At 68.9% G+C, this 19,450-nt stretch carries 18 protein-coding genes and 1 tRNA gene; 9 read left to right on the forward strand and 10 right to left on the reverse strand.

What is annotated here, in order from left to right; genetic code table 11:
- From Pta02_RS00005 to Pta02_RS00015, 3 genes are all read left to right on the forward strand, one after another.
- The coding region (locus Pta02_RS00005) for a replication initiator (RefSeq protein WP_373872321.1) at positions 1–622 on the forward strand (622 nt) is incomplete at its 5' end.
- Complete coding sequence (locus Pta02_RS00010) at positions 619–813, forward strand: helix-turn-helix domain-containing protein (protein ID WP_239129133.1); 195 nt, start codon at positions 619–621, stop codon at positions 811–813. The genes Pta02_RS00005 and Pta02_RS00010, both read left to right, overlap by 4 nt.
- Positions 813–1,955, forward strand: coding sequence for a tyrosine-type recombinase/integrase (locus Pta02_RS00015; protein WP_239129252.1), 1,143 nt, complete (start codon positions 813–815; stop codon positions 1,953–1,955). Before Pta02_RS00010 ends, Pta02_RS00015 begins: the two co-directional genes overlap by 1 nt.
- Positions 1,956–2,026: 71 nt before the next feature.
- Here Pta02_RS00015 and Pta02_RS00020 read toward each other — a convergent pair.
- From Pta02_RS00020 to dnaA, 10 genes are all read right to left on the reverse strand, one after another.
- Positions 2,027–2,100 (reverse strand) — tRNA-Ile (locus Pta02_RS00020).
- A gap of 132 nt (positions 2,101–2,232) precedes the next feature.
- Positions 2,233–3,006, reverse strand: coding sequence for a DUF3566 domain-containing protein (locus Pta02_RS40905; protein ID WP_239129135.1), 774 nt, complete (start codon positions 3,004–3,006; stop codon positions 2,233–2,235).
- A gap of 72 nt (positions 3,007–3,078) precedes the next feature.
- Positions 3,079–5,568: a DNA gyrase subunit A gene (gene gyrA, locus Pta02_RS00030; RefSeq protein ID WP_203872514.1), complete on the reverse strand. Its 2,490-nt coding sequence runs from the start codon at positions 5,566–5,568 to the stop codon at positions 3,079–3,081.
- A gap of 54 nt (positions 5,569–5,622) precedes the next feature.
- Complete coding sequence (gene gyrB, locus Pta02_RS00035) at positions 5,623–7,566, reverse strand: DNA topoisomerase (ATP-hydrolyzing) subunit B (protein ID WP_203872515.1); 1,944 nt, start codon at positions 7,564–7,566, stop codon at positions 5,623–5,625.
- Between the two features lie 305 nt (positions 7,567–7,871).
- Positions 7,872–8,423, reverse strand: coding sequence for a DciA family protein (locus tag Pta02_RS00040; protein ID WP_239129149.1), 552 nt, complete (start codon positions 8,421–8,423; stop codon positions 7,872–7,874).
- Positions 8,413–9,591 carry a DNA replication/repair protein RecF gene (recF, locus tag Pta02_RS00045; protein ID WP_203872516.1) on the reverse strand — a complete coding sequence of 393 codons (1,179 nt, stop codon included), beginning with the start codon at positions 9,589–9,591 and terminating at the stop codon, positions 8,413–8,415. Before recF ends, Pta02_RS00040 begins: the two co-directional genes overlap by 11 nt.
- A 218-nt stretch (positions 9,592–9,809) precedes the next feature.
- Positions 9,810–10,754 carry a phosphogluconate dehydrogenase (NAD(+)-dependent, decarboxylating) gene (gene gnd / locus Pta02_RS00050; protein WP_203872517.1) on the reverse strand — a complete coding sequence of 315 codons (945 nt, stop codon included), beginning with the start codon at positions 10,752–10,754 and terminating at the stop codon, positions 9,810–9,812.
- Between the two features lie 24 nt (positions 10,755–10,778).
- A complete protein-coding gene (locus Pta02_RS00055) occupies positions 10,779–11,519 on the reverse strand; it encodes a 3-keto-5-aminohexanoate cleavage protein (RefSeq protein ID WP_203872518.1) in 741 nt (246 codons plus the stop codon).
- Positions 11,520–11,598: 79 nt separating this feature from the next.
- Complete coding sequence (gene dnaN, locus Pta02_RS00060; RefSeq protein ID WP_203872519.1) at positions 11,599–12,738, reverse strand: DNA polymerase III subunit beta; 1,140 nt, start codon at positions 12,736–12,738, stop codon at positions 11,599–11,601.
- Between the two features lie 590 nt (positions 12,739–13,328).
- Positions 13,329–15,086 carry a chromosomal replication initiator protein DnaA gene (gene dnaA, locus Pta02_RS00065; RefSeq protein ID WP_203872520.1) on the reverse strand — a complete coding sequence of 586 codons (1,758 nt, stop codon included), beginning with the start codon at positions 15,084–15,086 and terminating at the stop codon, positions 13,329–13,331.
- A gap of 524 nt (positions 15,087–15,610) precedes the next feature.
- Here dnaA and rpmH point away from each other — a divergent pair.
- From rpmH to rsmG, 6 genes are all read left to right on the forward strand, one after another.
- Positions 15,611–15,748, forward strand: coding sequence for a 50S ribosomal protein L34 (rpmH, locus tag Pta02_RS00070; RefSeq protein ID WP_184948766.1), 138 nt, complete (start codon positions 15,611–15,613; stop codon positions 15,746–15,748).
- Positions 15,749–15,855: 107 nt separating this feature from the next.
- Positions 15,856–16,233 (forward strand): ribonuclease P protein component, encoded by a 378-nt coding sequence (gene rnpA / locus Pta02_RS00075; protein ID WP_203872521.1) that lies wholly within the window; start codon positions 15,856–15,858, stop codon positions 16,231–16,233.
- A complete protein-coding gene (gene yidD / locus Pta02_RS00080; protein ID WP_203872522.1) occupies positions 16,230–16,511 on the forward strand; it encodes a membrane protein insertion efficiency factor YidD in 282 nt (93 codons plus the stop codon). Before rnpA ends, yidD begins: the two co-directional genes overlap by 4 nt.
- A gap of 4 nt (positions 16,512–16,515) precedes the next feature.
- Complete coding sequence (gene yidC / locus Pta02_RS00085; protein WP_203872523.1) at positions 16,516–17,472, forward strand: membrane protein insertase YidC; 957 nt, start codon at positions 16,516–16,518, stop codon at positions 17,470–17,472.
- Positions 17,473–17,521: 49 nt separating this feature from the next.
- Positions 17,522–18,022, forward strand: coding sequence for a Jag family protein (locus Pta02_RS00090; protein ID WP_373872322.1), 501 nt, complete (start codon positions 17,522–17,524; stop codon positions 18,020–18,022).
- Between the two features lie 418 nt (positions 18,023–18,440).
- Positions 18,441–19,151 carry a 16S rRNA (guanine(527)-N(7))-methyltransferase RsmG gene (gene rsmG, locus Pta02_RS00095; RefSeq protein WP_203872524.1) on the forward strand — a complete coding sequence of 237 codons (711 nt, stop codon included), beginning with the start codon at positions 18,441–18,443 and terminating at the stop codon, positions 19,149–19,151.
- Positions 19,152–19,450: the final 299 nt, after the last annotated feature.

Consider the following 19,450-nt stretch of genomic DNA (forward strand, 5'->3'; position numbering starts at 1 on the left):
CGAGGATGACGAGCCGCTGCATGTGCTGCGCTTCGGCGAGCAGGTCAAGCCGATCGGCGTGCTCGGCGGTACCGACCGGGCGGACCACCTGGTCAAGCACTACCTGACCAAGTACCTGACCAAGTCCATCACCGAGACCTGCGCACCGGAGAGCCAGCCGCAAAAGGATCACGCCGACCGGATGGTCGCGGCGCTGCACTACGAGCCGTGCTCGGAGTTCTGTCCGAACTGGTTGCGCTACGGCGTGCAGCCCAAGAACGCGCGGCCGGGTCAGGCTCCGGGCCGCTGCGCGGGTAAGGCGCACAAGGCCGAACACCTGGGTATCCGGGGCCGTCGCGTGCTGGTCTCGCGCAAGTGGTCCACCAAGACGCTGACCGATCACCGGGCCGACCGTCGTGCCTGGGTGCTGGAGATGCTCGGGCTTTCGGCAACCGAGGACACCGACCCGAACCGCTACGTCTGGCGCAAGGTGCCGCCCGGTGATCCGGACCTGCCGCCGCTGGGGCAACGGCTGCTTTCGGCAATCGCCGAGCGGCAACGGCAACGCGAGCTGCTGGCCGAAGCACAGGCCAGGCAGAACGCCGGAGATCTCTCGGCAACTGGAGAGGGGGCGGCCGCATGAACGTGGCTCCCTTGGAACAGCGGCTGCTCAAGGTGCCCGAAGTGATGGCGGTCCTCGGGCTCAGCCGGTGGCAGATCTACAACCTGATCAGGTCCGGCGAACTGGAGTCGGTCAAGGTCGGGCGCAGTCGGCGCGTCCCCCTGGTGGCCGTCGATGCCTTCGTATCCCAGCTCAGAGAGGAGGCGGCGTGATGACCAAGAAGAACAGGCGGGCGAACGGAGAGGGCACGATCTACCAGCGGAAAGATGGCCGCTGGGAGGGCGCTGCCTTCGTGCTGGCCTCGGATGGCACGTACAAGCGGGTGCGGAAGTACGGCAAGACCAGGGAGGAGGTTCACGGCAAGCTGGTGGAAGTGCTCGACCGGTCCCGCCGTGGCGTTCCGGTCTCCGATCGTCCCTGGAAGCTGGGGGAGTACCTGGATTACTGGCTCGAACACGTCGCGTCTCTGCGGCTGCGGGCCACTACGTACGCCAAGTACGAAACCATGGTCCGGCTCTACCTCAAGCCGGGTCTCGGCAAGCAGCCTCTCGACCGGCTGCGCGTCGCCAGGATTCAGACCTTCCTGAACCAGCAACTCAATGCCGGCCGCTCGGTCGGTACGGTCTATGCGATGAAGGTCACGCTCAGTGCTGCGCTTACGCGGGCGATGCGCGAGGAACTGATCTCCATCAACCCCGCGCGACTGGTCGTCCTCCCCTCGCCTCAGCCCTCAACCGTCCGGCCCTGGACTGTGGATGAGGCTCGGCAGTTCCTCAAGGCGGCCAAGCCTCTGCCGTACTACCTGCCGTTGACCATGCTCCTGATCTACGGTCTTCGGCGTGGTGAGGTGCTCGGCATCGGCTGGGAGAATGTGGATCTCGACGCCAATACGATCCGGATCGCCTGGCAGATCCAGCGGATCAAGGGCAAGCTCGTCCGGGTGCCGGTCAAGACCGAAGCGGGCAAGCGCACCCTGCCTCTGATCCCCTTCGTCCGAGACGCGATCATCGAGCATGCCGGGCTCCAGGCGGACGCCAAGCGTAAGGCGGGCAAGACATGGCAAGACTGGGGACTCGTCTTCGCCTCGCGCACCGGAGGTCCGATCGAGCCGACCAATCTGGGCCGTGCCTTCGATCGGGTGATCAAGGACAACGGGCTACGGCGGATCAGGCTTCACGATCTCCGGCACACCACGGGCACGATGCTCAAGGACCTGAAGGTCTCTCCGCGAGACGCCAAGGAGATCTTGGGGCACGCGCGCATCTCGGTCACGATGGAGATCTACACGCACGGCGATCAGGACGCCCACCGAGAGGCGATCGAAAGGATCTCGGGGAAGCTCTTCGGGGAGTGAGGCAGGGGCGTTGCCGTCTCCACTGCCGTCAAAGGCCCGTCCGGAAGATCGGAACGGGCCTTTGAGCTGGGTGGGGCTACCAGGACTTGAACCTGGGACCTCTTCCTTATCAGGGAAGCGCTCTAACCGACTGAGCTATAGCCCCTTATCGTGCGGAAACCGTATCGCATCCTGGAGGTGGAGGCGAATCCGTTCGCGCGGACAGGGAAAAGCTTACCGTGTTCCGGGACCTGTTCGCGCCACGTCCCCACGGACGGGGGACGTGGCGGTCAGGTCGTTACTCGGCCTCGCTGAAGGTCACCTCGATGCCGCCGACCAGGTCGGAGGCGACGTTGTAGATGACCGCGCCGAGGGTGGACAGAGCGGTGATGAGCACCACGTTCACGGCGCCGATCAGGGCCGTGTAACCGAGGATGCGCACCGGCTCGAACCAGGCGGCGATGTTGAAGGTGCTGGCGGAGGAACTGCCCTCGCCCTGGGTGAGCTGGTTCACCAGCTGGATGATCGAGTCGAAGACGCCCAGGCCGTTGAGGACCATGTACAGCACGGCGACCGCGATGAACAGCACCACGAAGCAGACCAGGGACACCACGAAGCTGAACTTCATGGCGGACCACGGCTCGATCCGGCGCAGGACCAGGTGGGCCTTGCGCGGTGCCCGGGGCGCTTCGGTGGCGGAGGGCTTGCGGTCGGTCATCTCCAGCGGAGGCGTCGAGACGCCGGCGGCCGGGCCCCGCCCGGCCTGCCCCAGCGGGGGCGTCGGCACGCCGCCGGGCCCCCTCCCGTCGTGCTGCTGCCCCGGGGCGGGGGACAGGGGCGGAGGCGGAGGCGGGGAGGCCGTCTTCCCGGGCGCCCATGACTTGCCGGCCTCGGCGGCCGCCGGACGGATCCGCATCGTGGAGTCGCTCGGCTTGTCGTCCTCGGTCGTCGTCACCTTGGACCTGCCTTTGAAATCGTCGGTCGCCGAGTCGTCGGTCTCCGGCGCGGGCACGTTACCGTCGGCCGGTGACTCGACCACCTCGACGACATCCGCTTCAGTGGTCTTGTCCATCTTCTCCGTCACCTGCTCGCGTGTCGATGGGGAGGCCGTCCGTGGGCCAGATCCGGCCTGGGCGCTCACGGGTTACTCCCCTTCCCCGTTTTCCTCGGTCTCCAACGCCTCGGCGTTGCGGGCGAGAGCCACAACGCTGTCTCCATCGGAGAGATTCATCAGCCGGACTCCCATGGTCTGGCGGCCCGACTGCTTGATCTCACCGGCGCTGGTACGGATGACCCCACCGGCCGACGTGATCGCGAAGACCTCGTCCTCCGGCCGGACCATGACCGCACCGACCAGTTTGCCCCGCGCGCTGACGATTTTCGCCGTCAACACACCCTTGCCGCCTCTTCCCTGCACAGGATATTGATCGGCGGGGGTGCGCTTGGCATAGCCGCCCTCGGTGGCGACCAGCACGTCGTCACCGTCGGCGATGCGGTTCATCGCCAGGAGTTCGTCGCCCTCCAGGAAGCGCATGCCGATCACACCGCTGGTCGCCCGCCCCATCGGCCGCAGCGCGTCGTCGGAGGCGGTGAAGCGGATGGCCTGGGCGTCGCGGGAGATCAGCAGGAGGTCGTCCTCCTCCGACACCAGCCGTGCTGCGATCACCTCGTCATCGTCGCGCAGGTTGATGGCGATGAGGCCACCGGAACGCGGCGAGTCGTATTCGGCCAGGCGGGTTTTCTTCACCATGCCGCTGCGGGTGGCCAGCACGAGGTAGGGCGCGACGTCGTAGTCGCGCATGGCAAGGACCTCCATGACGACCTCGTCCGGCTGCATGGCCAGCAGGTTGGCCAGGTGCTGGCCGCGGGCGTCGCGGCCGGCGTCGGGCAACTCGTAGGCCTTGACCCGGTAGACGCGGCCCCTGTTGGTGAAGAACAGCAGCCAGTGGTGGGTCGTGGTGACGAAGAAGTGGTCGACGATGTCGTCCTGGCGCAGCTGCGCCCCGCGCACGCCCTTGCCGCCGCGCTTCTGCGCCCGGTAGAGGTCGGTGTTGGTGCGCTTGGCGTAACCGCCGCGGGTGATCGTGACGACCATGTCCTCCTCGGCCAGCAGGTCCTCGATGGACATGTCGGCCTCGTAGGCGATGATCTCCGTCTTGCGCTCGTCGCCGTACTTCGCCGTGATCTCCGAGAGCTCGTCGAAGACGATCGTGCGCTGACGCTCGGGGGAGGCGAGGATGGCCTGGTAGTCGTTGATCTGGGCCATCAGCGAGTCGTGCTCGTCGGTGATCTGCTGGCGCTCCAGGGCGGCCAGCTTGCGCAGCTGCATGTCGAGGATGGCCTGCGCCTGGATCTGGTCGATCTCCAGCAGCGTCATCAGGCCGCCCTGCGCCTCGGCCGCCGACGGCGAGCGCCGGATCAGGGCGATGACCTCGTCCATCCGCTCCAGCGCCTTGAGCAGGGCGCGCAGGATGTGGGCCCGCTCCTCGGCCTTGCGCAGCAGATAGCGGGTCCGGCGGACCACGACCTCGATCTGGTGGGCGATGTAGTGGCGGACGAACTGGTCGAGCCGGAGGGTCCGCGGCACGCCGTCCACCAGGGCCAGCATGTTCGCGCCGAAGGTGGTCTGGATCTGGGTGTGCTTGTAGAGGTTGTTCAGCACGACCTTGGCGACCGCGTCGCGCTTGAGCACGATCACCAGGCGCTGGCCGACCCGGGAGGAGCTCTCGTCGCGGACGTCGGCGATGCCGCTGATCCGGCCGTCCTTGACCGACTCGGCGATCGACAGCGCGAGGTTGTCCGGGTTGACCATGTACGGCAGCTCGGTGACGACCAGGCACTGACGGCCCTTGGCGTCCTCCTCGACCTCGACGATCGCCCGCATGGTGATCGAGCCGCGCCCGGTCCGGTAGGCGTCGTCGATGCCGCGGCGGCCGACGATGAGCGCGCCGGTGGGGAAGTCGGGGCCCTTGATCCGCTCGATCAGCGCTTCGAGGAGCTCGTCGTCGGCGGCCTCGGGGTTCTGCAGGGCCCACTTGACGCCGTCGGCCACCTCCCGCAGGTTGTGCGGCGGGATGTTGGTCGCCATGCCGACCGCGATGCCGGCCGACCCGTTGACCAGCAGGTTCGGGAACCGCGAGGGCAGGACCAGCGGCTCCTGGGAACGCCCGTCGTAGTTCGGCTGGAAGTCGACGGTGTCCTTGTCGATGTCACGGATCATCTCCATGGCGATCGGCGCGAGCTTGCACTCGGTGTATCGCATGGCGGCCGGCATGTCGTTGCCGGGCGATCCGAAGTTGCCCTGGCCGTCGACCAGGGTGTAGCGCAGCGCCCAGGGCTGCGCCAGCCGTACGACGGTGCCGTAGATCGAGGAGTCGCCGTGCGGGTGGTAGGAACCCATGACGTCGCCGACGACGCGGGAGCACTTGAAGTAGCCGCGGTCGGGACGGTAGCCGCCGTCGTACATCGCGTAGAGCACGCGGCGGTGCACCGGCTTGAGCCCGTCGCGGACGTCGGGCAGCGCGCGGGACACGATGACGGACATCGCGTAGTCCATGTAGCTGCGCTGCATCTCCGACTGGATGTCGACCGGCTCGATGCGCTCTGCCGGCGGAATGTTGCTCACTTCCGTCACGGGATGTGGATCCTTTTCAGAGTGGGACGGGACGCTGTACGGCTGCCGCCGGCGCTACACATCGAGGAAACGCACGTCGCGCGCGTTCCTGATGATGAAGGAGCGGCGGGCCTCGACGTCCTCACCCATGAGAACGCTGAACAGGTCGTCGGCCTGGGCGGCGTCGTCGAGGGTGACCAGGCGCAGGAGCCGCGTCTCGGGGTTCATGGTGGTCTCCCAGAGCTGGGAGGCGTTCATCTCGCCGAGACCCTTGAACCGCTGGATGCCGTCGTGCAGGCGCGGGTCGCGCTTGCCGCGGGCCATGCCCTCCTCGATGATCGCGTCGCGCTCGGGGTCGGAGTAGGCGTAGGAGGCGTCCTCGCCCCGGCGGTCCCACTTGATCTTGTAGAGCGGGGGCTGGGAGAGGTAGACGTGCCCGGCCTCGATCAGCGGCCGCATGAAGCGGAACAGCAGCGTGAGCAGCAGGGTGTTGATGTGCTGGCCGTCGACGTCGGCGTCGGCCATCAGGATCAGCTTGTGGTAGCGGAGCTTGGAGATGTCGAACTCGTCGTGGACGCCGGTGCCCATGGCCGTGATCAGGGCCTGGACCTCGGTGTTCTTCAGGACCTTGTCGATCCGGGCCTTCTCCACGTTCAGGATCTTGCCGCGGATGGGGAGGATCGCCTGGAACCGCGAGTCGCGACCGCCCTTGGCCGAGCCGCCGGCCGAGTCGCCCTCGACGATGAACAGCTCGCACTTCTCCGGGTCGCTCCACTGGCAGTCGGCCAGCTTGCCGGGCAGGCCGGAGCCGGACTCCAGCAGCGACTTGCGCCGGGTCAGGTCACGGGCCTGGCGGGCCGCGAGGCGGGCGCGGGCGGCCTGCAGGGACTTGTTGATGACGTCCTTGGCCTCGCCGGGATTGCGCTCGAACCAGGCGCGCAGGTGGTCGTTGCAGGCCTTCTGGACGAACGACTTGGCCTCGGTGTTGCCCAGCTTGGTCTTGGTCTGGCCCTCGAACTGCGGGTCGGACAGCTTCACCGAGATGATCGCGGTGAGACCCTCGCGCACGTCCTCACCGGAGAGGTTGTCGTCCTTGCCCTCCTTGAGGAACTTCTGCTCGCGCGCGTAGCGGTTGACGATCGACGTCAGCGCCGCGCGGAAGCCCTCCTCGTGGGTGCCGCCCTCGGCGGTGTTGATGACGTTGGCGAAGCTGTAGACGGACTCCGAGTAGGAGTTGTTCCACTGCATCGCGATCTCGACCGAGAGCCCGTCGCCCTCTTCCTCGAAGGAGATGATCGACGCGTGCGCCGGCTCCTTCTTGCCGTTGAGGTGCTGCACGAAGTCGGACAGGCCGCCCTCGTAGTGGTATTCGACCCGCACGGGCTCGCCGTTGACGTGGTCGGGACGCTCGTCGCACAGCGTGATCGTCAGGCCCTTGTTGAGGAAGGCCATCTCCTGGAAGCGGCGGGAGAGCGTCTCGTAGTTCCACGCCGTGGTCTCGAAGATCCCCGGGTCCGGCCAGAACGTGATCGCGGTGCCGGTCTCCTCGGTCTCCTCGCCCTTGGCCAGCGGGGCCGTCGGCTTGGACATCTCATAGCGCTGGCGCCAGTAGTGGCCGTGCTGCTTGACCTCCACGTCCATGGCGACCGACAGCGCGTTGACGACGGCCGAGCCGACGCCGTGCAGGCCGCCGGAGACGGCGTAGGACTGGCTGTCGAACTTGCCGCCCGCGTGCAGCGTGGTCAGCACGACCTCGACGGCGGAGCGCTTCTCGACCGGGTGGATGCCGGTGGGGATGCCGCGGCCGTTGTCGACGACCCGCACGCCGTTGTCGGCGAGCAGTGTGACGTCGATGCGGTCGGCGAACCCGGCGAGGGCCTCGTCCACCGCGTTGTCGACGATCTCGTAGACGAGGTGGTGGAGGCCGCGTTCCCCGGTCGATCCGATGTACATGCCGGGGCGCTTACGGACCGCCTCAAGCCCCTCGAGAACGGTGATTGAGCTAGCGTCGTAGGACAACTGTGAAATCCTCCTGCCGAGGACACGCGGCGGGAGAACGCTCAGCCCCGCCGTCCGTCACCGTCGTGAATGCCCCGATGCGTCCACCCAGGGGAGTCGGCTCACACGCCGGGGTGACACGCAAACGGACGTGTCCGGAATCCGTGTCCATTCTAGCGGCTTGAAGAGCATGATGTGGCATTGAAGGGCCCTGAAAGCCCCTCTCGCGCGTCGATCATCGTTTCCAGCATCCCCCTACGGGGAGGGAAGTCACCGCGCCAGAAAGGCCGCTGATTCGTTTTGGCGCCTTCGGCCCTTGCGTGAACTCAGCCGTATGTGTCGCGCGGGCCCTGGCTTCCGGTCACCCGAAGACCCCCGCTCGGGCGGGGTCCGGCCTGCGGTCCCTGGACGTTCACCCGCTTGACGGTCCCGTCGCCGAGCTCCTCGTTCAGCCGCCGCACGAGCGTCCCGGCCAGCAGCCGCACCTGGGTGGCCCAGGCCGTGGAGTCGGCGAGCACCAGGACCTCGCCGTCGGTGAAGCTCTGCGGCTTGGTGTGCGCGGCCATGTCGGTGCCGACGATCTCGTGCCAGCGGCCGAACACCCCGCCCACCGCCACCGGCTCCTCCCACTTGCGGTCGGCGAGCAGGTCGGCGATGGCCCGGCCGAGCAGCTGGGGATCGCCCGCGGCCCTGGCCGGCCCGCTCGCCTTGCGCCGGGGCTCGCGGCGGGGGAGCTGACCCCGCCGGGCCGCGTCGGACTTGGCCTGGGCCAGCTTCTCCCTGGCCAGGGCCGCGCCCTTGGCCGCCGTGCTCTTGGCGGATCCCGCCTCGGGCCCCGCCTCACCGGATCCGGACGCGGGAGTGGTCTCATCGGACACGGGTCACGCTCCCCTCGGTCACGTCGAACCGGGCCCCCGCCAGCTCCGCCGGCACGTCGTCGGGGACCGCCGCGGTGATCAGCACCTGCTCGGCCGAGGCGACGAACTCGGCCAGGCGGCGGCGGCGCTGGGTGTCCAGCTCGGCGAAGACGTCGTCGAGGATCAGCACCGGATCGCCGCCGTCCGCCCTGAGCAGATCGTAGGCGGCCAGCCGCAGTGCCAGGGCGAAGGACCACGACTCGCCGTGGCTGGCGTAGCCGCGCGCGGGCAGCTCGCCCAGCCCGAGGAACAGGTCGTCGCGGTGCGGGCCCACGAGGGTGACGCCGCGCTCCAGCTCGGCGCCGCGGGCCTCCAGCAGCGCGGCGCGCATCGCCTGCTCGATCGCGTTCCGGTCGGACGGGTCGTCCCCGCCTGTGGACAACGTGCCGCGGTATTCCAGCCCGGCGGGGGCGGACCCGGGCGCGAGGGCCGCGTAGGAGGCGGCGACCAGCGGGCGCAGCGCCTCGACCAGCTCCAGCCGCGCCGCGAGGAGCTCGGCCCCCTGCTTGGCCAGGTGGGCGTCCCAGACCTCCAGCGTGCTCAGCACGTCTCCGGCCCCCGCGGCGGCGAACGCCGTCTCGCTCTCGGCCCGCCGCCCGCCCCGGCCGCCGCGGCGGGACTGGGCCGCCGTGCGCAGCAGGGCGCCGCGCTGCTTGAGCACGCGGTCGTAGTCGGCCCGCACCCCGGCGAACCGGGGCGCCCTGGCCACAAGCAGGTCGTCGAGGAGGCGGCGCCGTTCGGAGGGGTCGCCCTTGACCAGGGCCAGGTCCTCGGGGGCGAACAGGACCGTGCGCAGCAGCCCGATGACGTCGCGCGGCCGGGACATCGGCGAGCGGTTCAGCCTGGCGCGGTTGGCCCGGCCGGGGTTGATCTCCAGCTCCACCAGCGCCCGCCGGTCCTCGCGCACGACCACCGAGCGCACGATGGCCCGCGCCGCGCCCTGCCGTACCAGGGGGGCGTCGGTGGCGACCCGGTGGCTCGACTGGGTCGCCACGTAGCCCATCGCCTCGACCAGGTTGGTCTTGCCCTGGCCGTTCGGTCCCACGAAGGCGGTGACGCCCGGCTCCATGCCGAGGTCGACGGTGTCGTAGGAGCGGAAATCGGTGAGCGAGAGGTGGGCTACGTGCACCCCGTTACGGTAGTACCTTCCCGTTCCCGCGGGGCGGGAGACGCCCGCCCCCCTGTGGAGAAGACCCCGCCCTGTGGAAAACCCGGCAGGACAGGGCGGGGACGGCCTGTGGAACGCGACCCGCGTCCTGTGGACGGAGCGCGGGTCGCGCGCACGGGCGGTCGTGGGACCTCGGGCGGTCGTGGGACCTCGGGCGGTCGTGGGACCTAGCGCGGGACCTAGCGCTGGGCCTCGACCGGCGGGACGACGTCCGCACCCGGGGAGTCGGCGCCCTTCTCGACCTCTCCGGCCTTGGCGGTGACGGCGTGCCCGCCGAACTGGTTGCGCAGGGCCGCCACGACCTTCATCGCCGGGGAGTCGTCCTGGCGGGAGGCGAAGCGGGCGTACAGCGCGGCGGTGATGACGGGCAGCGGGACCGCGTGGTCCACGGCCGCCTGCACCGTCCAGCGGCCCTCGCCGGAGTCCTGTGCGTAACCGCGCAGCCCCGACAGGTCGGGGTCCTCGTCGAGGGCGCGGACCATCAGGTCGAGCAGCCAGGAGCGGATCACCGTGCCGCGCCGCCAGCTCTTGAAGGCGCCGGGCACGTCCGTCACGGCGTCGGAGGCCTCCAGCAGCTCCCAGCCCTCGGCGAAGGCCTGCATCATGCCGTACTCGATGCCGTTGTGGACCATCTTCGCGAAGTGGCCGGCGCCGATCTTGCCGGCGTGGACGAAGCCGTCCTCGCCCTCGGGCTTGAGGGTCTCGAAGATCGGCATCAGCCGCTGGACGTCGGCCTCGGAGCCGCCGACCATCAGCGCGTAGCCGTTCTCCAGTCCCCAGACGCCGCCGCTCACGCCGCAGTCGACGAAGCCGATCCCCGTGGCCGCGAGCTCCTGACCGTGCTTCTGGTCGTCCACATAGTGGGAGTTGCCGCCGTCGACGACGATGTCGCCGGACGACAGCGCTTTGCCGAGTTCCTCGATCGTGGCCTGGGTCGGCGCCCCCGCCGGGACCATGACCCACACCGCGCGCGGCGCCTCGAGCCGGTCCACCAGCTCCTGCAGGCTCGCGACGTCGCTGATCGCCGGATCCCGGTCGTATCCCACGACATCGTGGCCGCCGCGGCGCAGACGCTCGGCCATGTTGCCGCCCATCTTGCCCAGCCCGATCATGCCGATCTGCATTCGAGCACCCCCTTCAGGGTTCCATCATCCACCTAGTGCCGGACGGGCCCGCGCCAGCCGTACCAGATGGGCGTTCCCGTCGACGGGCTCGCCATCGGGACCCTGAAGGACGTCCTCCAGACCTATGCGCGTGGACAGTCCCAGCCGTCCGGCCTCATCCACCAGTACCCACGCCGGGGCGTGCTCACCATGGAGAAGCCTCGGACCGGGAACCGCCAGGTCGTCGAGCCGGTCGAGTACGGCGTGCGCGCGGGGCACGGCGGTGCGCGCGTCACCGCCGATGATCTCCACGAGCACGCGGACGCACTCCAGGCCGGTCCCGGCGAGCGCCTCGGCGTCCGCCACGGACCAGACTCCGGCCTCGACCCCCACGCCGAGCCGCTGAAGATCTTTCCACAGATGGGGGAAACCGGGTTCGGACAGGTTCACCGAGGCGAAGTCCGGCCGCTCCCGCGCGGGGAGCGAGTCCCAGCCGCGCACCGCCTCCCGCCGCGTGTGCACATCCCCGCCGGTTATCCACAGGCCTGTGCTCACCCCGACGGGAAGACCGGGGACGGCCCGCCGTACCGCTCCGACGGCCGCCCCGATGTGGACGGCGCTCAGCGACTCTCTGCCCGCCTCGTCGCGCGGGTGGATGTGGACGGCCGCCGCCCCCGCCCCGTGGGCCTCACGGGCCGCCTCAGCCAGTTGCAGGGGTGTCAGGGGGAGCGCCGGGTGCTCGCCGGGGCTCCTGCTCCCGTTGAGGCACGCCTTGATCATCACCATTCCGGGCTCTTTCCCGGTTTCCACCCTCCTCCCACGCGGGCGAGGACGGTTCCCCGCGCGGGGAGGGTGGCGGGACGCCTCAGCTCGACAAGCGGATCGGCATGATCAGGTAGCGGTAGTCGGGGACGCCGCCGTCCTCCACAGGCTTGCCGCCGGTGAGGATGGCGGGCTTGGTGGAGGTGGTCATCTGCAGGCGCGCGACGTCGGAGTCGATCGCGCCCAGGCCCTCCAGCAGGAACTGGTGGTTGAAGGCGATGTTGATGTCGTCGCCCTCGAAGTCGACCGGCAGGACTTCCACAGCCTGTGCCTCGTCGCCGCTGCCGGCCTCCAGGACGACCTCGCCGCCGCGGAAGGCCATGCGGATCGGAGTGTTGCGTTCGGCGACCAGGGCCACGCGCTTGACGGCCTCGACGAAGCTGCCGACGGGCAGGTCGGCCCGGGCGGAGAACTCGGTGGGCAGCAGCGAGCGGTACTTGGGGAACTCGGGGTCGAGCAGCCGCGTCGTCGTGCGGCGTCCGGCGCTGGAGAAACCGATCATGCCTTCGCCGGTGCCGCCGACGGAGCTCATCGCGATCTCCACCTCGGCGCCGGTCGCCCCCAAGGCCTTCGCCGCGTCGGCGAGGGTCTTGCCGGGGATCATGGCGATCGCCGAGATGTCGGACTGCTCGGGCTGCCACTTCAGCTCGCGTACGGCCAGGCGGTAGCGGTCGGTGGCGGCGAGGGTCACGGTGTCGCCCTCGATCTCCACGCGCACGCCGGTGAGCATCGGCAGGGTGTCGTCCTTGCCGGTGGCGACCGCGACCTGGCTCACGGCGGAGGCGAAGACGTCGCTGCCCACCCGCCCGGCGGCCGGGGGCATCGTCGGCAGGGAGGGATAGTCCTCCACAGGCATGGTGAGAAGGGTGAACCGGGCGCTGCCACAGGTGACGACGGCCTTGGCCCCCTCCACCACGAAATCCACAGGCTGTGCGGGAAGCGCCCGGGTGATCTCGGCGAGGAGCCGGCCGGAGACGAGCACCACGCCCGCCTCACCCGTCTGCGGTTCGAGGGTCACCTCGGCGGAGACCTCGTAGTCGAAACCGGAGAGCTTGAGCTGACCGCTCTCCGTGACCTCCAGACGCATGCCGGCCAGCACCGGCACGGAGGGGCGCGCCGGAAGGCTGCGTGCCGTCCATGCGACCGCCTCGGCGAGTACGTCTCGGTCGATCCGGAACATCACGTGGATCTGCCTCCTGTGTGTCGAGCGCTCTTCGCTCGCTGCTCTCGCTGCTTTGGGTTCAAGTGTTCACTGTCCCGCACGTGCGCTCCCCCGGAACTCTTCTATGGGTCTTGAGTTTTCTTATGAGAGATAAGTGGAGTCATCACAGTAGGGGCGGTGGAAACTGTGGACAACCGGTGTTTCCGCAGCTCAGAAGCTGTTTTTTCATCCACCGGGGGTGTGGGTGGAGCCTGTGGGAAACCTCGCGGCCTGGGGACAGCCGCGGACTACCCACAGGCCGTCCCCAGATCGGGGGGTCTTCGTCCACCGGTTATCCACGGTTATCCACGATGTTTCCCCAGGTTATCCACGGGGTAGGAGTCCGTTTTGTGCCTGGGGAAAACTCCGTTCACAGGGCGTCCCCAGGTTATCCACGAGTTACCAACAGGTTCTCCCCAGGTTCTCCCCAGAGTTGTCCCCACCCACCAAAGCCTGCTCATGTTCTCCGACGCCGTGTTGATCATGGTTGGCACCTCGGGGGATCTTCCAGGCCGGCCGGATCATTGATCCACAAGGTTTTCCACAGGCTGTGCATCGCCGGTGGGAAAACCTCATCCATTGCGAGACTGCTGCTTGATCCTGGTGGTGAGTTCGTTGACCTGGTTGTAGATCGAGCGGCGCTCCGCCATGAGCGACCGGATCTTCCGGTCGGCGTGCATGACCGTGGTGTGGTCGCGGCCGCCGAACTGCTGGCCGATCTTGGGGAGCGACATGTCGGTCAGCTCCCGGCACAGATACATGGCGATCTGCCGGGCGGTGACCAGGACCCGCGAGCGCGATCCGCCGCACAGGTCGTCGATGGACAGCCCGAAGTAGGCGGCGGTCGAGGCCATGATCGTGGCGACCGTTATCTCCGACCCGGCGTCCTCGGTGATCAGGTCCTTGAGCACGACCTCGGTCAGCTGCAGGTCCACCGACTGCCGGTTGAGGCTGGCGAAGGCGGTGACGCGGATCAGCGCGCCCTCCAGCTCGCGGATGTTGGTGGAGATGCGGCTGGCGATGTACTCCAGCACCTCGGGCGGGGCGGCCAGGCCCTCCTGGATCGCCTTCTTGCGCAGGATCGCGATGCGCGTCTCCAGCTCGGGCGGCTGGACGTCGGTGATCAGGCCCCACTCGAACCGGTTGCGCAGCCGGTCCTCCAGGGTGACCAGCTGCTTGGGCGCCCGGTCGCTGGAGATGACGATCTGCTTGTTGGCGTTGTGCAGGGTGTTGAAGGTGTGGAAGAACTCCTCCTGCGTCTGCTCCTTGCCCTCCAGGAACTGGATGTCGTCGACGAGCAGGATGTCCACGGCCCGGTAGCGACCCCGGAAGTTGTCGGCCTTGTGGTCGCGGATGGAGTTGATGAAGTCGTTGGTGAACTCCTCCGAGCTGACGTATCTCACCCGCGCGCCGTCGTAGAGGCTCTGCGCGTAGTGGCCGATCGCGTGCAGCAGGTGGGTCTTGCCCAGCCCGGAGTCGCCGTAGATGAACAGCGGGTTGTAGGCCTTGGCCGGCGCCTCGGCCACCGCGACCGCCGCGGCGTGCGCGAAGCGGTTGCTGGAGCCGATGACGAAGGTCTCGAAGGTGTACTTCGGGTTCAGCTTCCCGGGTTCCCCCTGGGTACGGCCGCCGCCGCTGCCCCGCGACTCCCACCTGTTCTGCACGGGGGCGGGGGCCGGGTTCGGCGCGGGACGCTCGAAGGCGTCCTGTTCGGGGCGGGGCGGGGGAGGCTGCGGGATGTAACCGCCCCTGCCGTATCCGGCGCTCTGCTCGGCCGGCTGCGGGCCCGCCGGCGGCTCGCCGGAGAGGTACGGCTGCGCGTTCTCCTCCACCTGTGGATAGGGGTAGGAGAACTGCTGGGCCTGTGGCTGATGCTGTGGATATTCGGTGGGCGGCGGACCGGCGGGGCCGGGCACCGGATAGGGGTGCGAAGGGCCGGAAGCGTTGTGGGACGGGGGATTCGCGGGCTGTGCATAACCCTGGGGGGATCCCCCACCCTGGGGATAACCCTGCGCGGGAGCCTGGGGATATGTCTCCGGCCTGCCGGGCGCGCCACCCTGTTCGGGGCCCGCGGCCGAGGGGTCGACCACGACCGCGATCCGCATGGGGCGGCCGAACTCCTGGGAAAGAGCGTGGTTGATCAGGGGGCGGAGCTTGTTCTCCAGCACGTCCCTGGCGAAGTCGGTGGGGGCGGCGAGCACCACGGTGTCGTTCATGAGGCCGAAAGGCCTGGTCATACCGAGCCAGACGCGCTGCTGGGACGGGACGCTCTCATTGAGGGAGTTCTCCAGCGCCCGTGTCCACACCGCGCCGAGGTCCATTGCGTCCATGGCTCGGCCGTCCTCCTCCCGCGGCCCCCGCAAGCTCACCGCGATCCGTTCTCATCCACACCGATGGCCGCCGAGCGCATCGGATTCTCCCGTTGTCCACACGTCGGTGCCGCGTGGATCTCCGGCGGCGCCGGCCTCGAAATCCACATCGGATCCACACGCTGTACACAGCCCCGCACCGACAGCCAAGCTGTGTTCTGGCAGTAGAGAGAAGGTTTGGAAGGGCCGACAGTAGTCTGTGTCCACAGCGGTGTTCAAGACGTTGTCCACAGCCTAGTGGTAGTGCGAGGTGGGCCGGGTGCACATCCTGTGGACAAAGTTGCGACAGTGGATGAGCGGCCTGTGGAACGACGGGCGGCCCGCCTTCGGGCGTATGCCGGTTTGACCTGGGACGCATCTGCCCCGTAACGTACGACGGTCGGCTTGCCAGCGACGGCTATTTCGCATGCCCCGCATCCGGCAGGCCAGCCACTGTCGAGCGTCCCCATGTGCTGGGGACGTGCATTGAAGCCTGGAGCCCACTCGTGAGCAAGCGTACTTTCCAGCCGAACAACCGCCGTCGCGCGAAGACCCACGGCTTCCGGCTGCGTATGCGCACCCGCGCCGGTCGCGCGATCCTGGCCGCCCGCCGTCGCAAGGGCCGCGCCCAGCTCTCCGCCTGACGCGCCGTCCACCGTGCCCGGTCCGCCGGGCCAGGCAGCGTTCCTTCGCCCGCCGGCATGCCCGGCGGGCGAAAGCCGTACCTGCCCAGGGTCGATAAGGTCCTCTCGTGTTGCCGTCCGGGTCCCGCATGCGCCGGGGCGACGAGTTCGCCGACGCGGTCAGGAAGGGCGGCCGTTCCGGCCGCCCCACACTGGTCGCGCACTTTCGCATGCGCCAAGACGTGGACGAACCACCCCTGGTGGGCTTCGTGGTGAGCCGTGCCGTCGGAGGCTCCGTCGTCCGCAACCGCGTCAAACGCCGGTTGAGACACCTGCTCCGAGACCGTCTCGATCGCCTTCCGCGGGGTAGCCTGCTGGTTGTACGCGCCAATCCACCGGCCGCGTCCGCGCGAAGCGAGCGCCTTGCCGCCGAACTCGACGTCGCGCTGGATCGTTTACTGAGGCGGCGAGAGCCTTCCACGGCTCACACGGACGGACGACGATGACGGCGCAAGAGCAGATCCCCGGGGCCTCCCCGGCCGCCAGGACCCTGATGGCTCCTATCCGGTTCTACCGGGCCTTTGTGAGCCCCCTGCTGGGTCCCCGTTGTCGTTTCCATCCTTCGTGCAGCGCCTATGGCCTTGAGGCGATCGCCGTTCACGGCGCGTTGCGCGGCACATGGCTGACGATCCGGAGAATCGGGCGTTGCCACCCATTCCATCCCGGAGGTCTCGACCCGGTGCCCCCACGCCCGACCCGGTCCCACGAAACGCAAGGGAGCTAGCTCGGTGGAGCTGTCCTGGCTCAATTGGCTGTACACAGCCGTCGCCACAGTCATCACCTGGATCCATGCGGGATACAGCACCTTCATCCCGCCGGACAACGGGCTCAACTGGGCGCTGACCATCATCACGCTCACCGTGCTGATGCGGCTGCTGATCTTCCCGCTCTTCCTCAAGCAGATGCGCTCGTCGAAGAAGATGCAGGAGCTCGCGCCCAAGGTGCAGGAGCTGCGCAAGCGCTACAAGAACGACAAGCAGCGCATGAACCAGGAGGTCATGGCGCTGTACCAGGGGGCGGGGGCCAACCCGCTCGGCGGCTGTCTGCCGATCCTGGCGCAGTTCCCGATCTTCATCTCGATGTTCACCGTGCTGCAGGCGATGGCCAACGGTCAGCCGAAGTTCGGCATGACCCAGCAGCTGGTCGACGACGCCCGGGCGGCGCACATCTTCGGCGCCCCGCTCCCCGCGACGTTCTTCACCAGCTCGACGGACATCCAGGCCTTCGGCGCCGACCCGGTGGTCACCAAGATCGTGCTCGCGATCTTCGTGGCGATCAGCTCGCTGACCACCTTCCTCACCGTCCGGCAGAGCGTGACCCGCTCGATGGCGCAGATGCCGGACAACCCGATGGCGCAGCAGCAGAAGATCCTGATGTACATCTCGCCGCTGTTCGCGATCTTCTCCCTGAACTTCCCCCTCGGCCTGATCCTCTACTGGGTGACCACGAACCTGTGGACGCTCGGTCAGCAGCACTGGTTTTACAGCCGCCACCCGATGCCGGTGATGGACGCCAAGGGGAACATGGTGACGCCCGCGCCCAAGCAGGGACTGATCAGCAAGGTCAGGAAGACGGCGCCCGAGCCCGAGAGCCCGCCGGAGCCGCCGGGACCCAAGGTCATCCGCCAGCAGCAGCACCGGACCCGCCAGCCCCGCAGCAAGCGCACAGGCGGGAAGAAGCCCTGACCGGGCGAGCCCAAGACCCCATCCCGACAGCACGAAGGAGTGGCTGGACGTGACCGAGGCCCAGCAGGAGACCGCGGCCAAAGCGGCTCCCGATCTCGCAGCCCTGGAGCAGGAGGGCGAGATCGCGGCGGACTACCTCGAAGGACTGCTCGACATCGCCGACATCGACGGCGACATCGACATGGACGTCGAGGGTGACCGCGCCGTCGTGTCGGTCGTCGACGTCAAGGGCGGTGACCTGGTGGGCGCCAACGGCGAGGTCCTGGAGGCGCTGCAGGAGCTGACCCGGCTCGCGGTCCACCGCCAGACCGGGGAGCGGTCGCGCCTCATGCTCGACATCGCCGGCTACCGCGACCGGCGCCGCACCGAGCTCAAGGAGCTCGGCACGAAGGTGGCCTCGGAGGTCAAGCGCTCCGGTGAGCCCAAGGCCCTGCGGCCGATGACCCCCTTCGAGCGCAAGATCGTGCACGACGCCGTCGCGGCGGCGGGCCTGCGGAGCGAGTCGGAGGGCGAGGAGCCCCGCCGCTTCGTGGTCGTCCTGCCCGCGTAGTCACTCCGGGGCGCCCGGCGCCCCGTGCCGACGTGGCGCTCACCCGGCCGCCGTCCCCGACCTTTCAGGGACGGCGGCTTTTGCGTTCCCGTACGGCGGCGCGGGGATGGTGGGGGTCTCCGGTGCGGCGGACGACGGGGCCCGTGACCCGGCCGTGGGGAGGCCGTCATCGGAAAGCCGCGGCGGGGAGCCGCCGGGGGCAAGCCGTGGCGGGAACCGTCGCGGGGAACCCGCTGTGGGGAGGCCGCCGCGGGGAAAACCACAGCCATCTTCGCCTCCACCCTGTTCCTGTCGGCCTCGTCGCCAGACCGGCTCTGTCCGGGCGTCGGCTACCGTTGTCTCGCGTAGCGACTGTCGGCGACGGCTCAGCCCCCCGGAGGGGGTGGTCCGCGGATGTTGAGGAAAGAGTGATCGTTCAGTGAGCGACCAGTTGCCCGAGCCGCCCGAGATCGCGCGCGAGGTCTTCTCCGGTGACGCCTGGGTCAGGGCGGAGGCGTTCGCTCAGCTGCTGGCCGGCCCCGGTGTGGTGCGGGGACTGCTCGGCCCCCGTGAGGTGCCCCGCATCTGGGATCGTCATCTGCTCAACTGCGCGGTGATCGCCGAGGCGGTCCCCGCCGATGTCCGGCTGGTCGACATCGGCTCCGGAGCGGGCCTGCCCGGTCTCGTGCTGGCGATCGTCCGGCCCGACGTCTCGGTCACCCTCCTGGAGCCGCTGCTGCGCCGCACGGTCTTCCTGGAGGAGTGCGTGGAGGCGCTGAAGCTCGAAAACGTGGAGGTGCTGCGTGGCCGGGCCGAGGAGCTCGCGGGCCGCCGCGAGTTCGACGTCGCCTGCGCGCGGGCGGTGGCGCCGCTCGACCGTCTGCTGAAGTGGGCTCTCCCTCTGCTGCGGGAGGGAGGAGAACTGCTCGCGATGAAGGGCGAGCGCGCAGCGGAGGAATTGGCCGAGGCGGAGGCGCAATTGCGGGCCGCTGGAGTGCGGACAGCCGAACTTGTCTCGGTCGGGCACGGTAAGGTCGAGCCGCCTGCAACTCTCGTCAGGGTGGTCGCCGGTCGGGCCCCCGGCAGAGCGCGGCAGGTCTCTCGCCGCAAGGACCGTGTTCCACGGTCGAAGCAGGCGCGGGGCCAGTAGACGGACAGAGCAAAGCGAGTAGAGCCAGTGGATGACCGTGAAAGTGCGATCGTCGCCATGACGGGCGGTCTCGGCTGGCCCGAGGATCTTCTTCCCCGGCGGCTCGGACATCCTTCCGGTCTGGGCTGGCCGCCCCCGGTTCCTCCCGCCGTGGCGGGACCGGGCGCAGTGAGGCCGGTGGAGGAAACGAGGCCGGACGGACCGGCCGGACCGGCTGGAAGGACGACGACCGTGACCCAGACCCCCCTTAACCCCGGCGACTCGCCGCTGGTACGAGAGGCACTCAGTTCAGTGGTTTC

This window comes from Paraplanobispora takensis, from assembly GCF_016863195.1.
Lineage (GTDB): Bacteria > Actinomycetota > Actinomycetes > Streptosporangiales > Streptosporangiaceae > Planobispora > Planobispora takensis.

Bases quoted from the DNA above. Each gene is read 5' to 3' on its own strand.
- Pta02_RS00010 (WP_239129133.1), top strand. From the start codon at position 619: ATGAACGTGGCTCCCTTGGAACAGCGGCTGCTCAAGGTGCCCGAAGTG.
- Pta02_RS00015 (WP_239129252.1), top strand. From the start codon at position 813: ATGACCAAGAAGAACAGGCGGGCGAACGGAGAGGGCACGATCTACCAG.
- Pta02_RS40905 (WP_239129135.1), bottom strand. From the start codon at position 3,006: ATGGACAAGACCACTGAAGCGGATGTCGTCGAGGTGGTCGAGTCACCG.
- gnd (WP_203872517.1), bottom strand. From the start codon at position 10,754: ATGCAGATCGGCATGATCGGGCTGGGCAAGATGGGCGGCAACATGGCC.
- Pta02_RS00055 (WP_203872518.1), bottom strand. From the start codon at position 11,519: ATGGTGATGATCAAGGCGTGCCTCAACGGGAGCAGGAGCCCCGGCGAG.
- dnaA (WP_203872520.1), bottom strand. From the start codon at position 15,086: ATGGACGCAATGGACCTCGGCGCGGTGTGGACACGGGCGCTGGAGAAC.
- yidD (WP_203872522.1), top strand. From the start codon at position 16,230: ATGACGGCGCAAGAGCAGATCCCCGGGGCCTCCCCGGCCGCCAGGACC.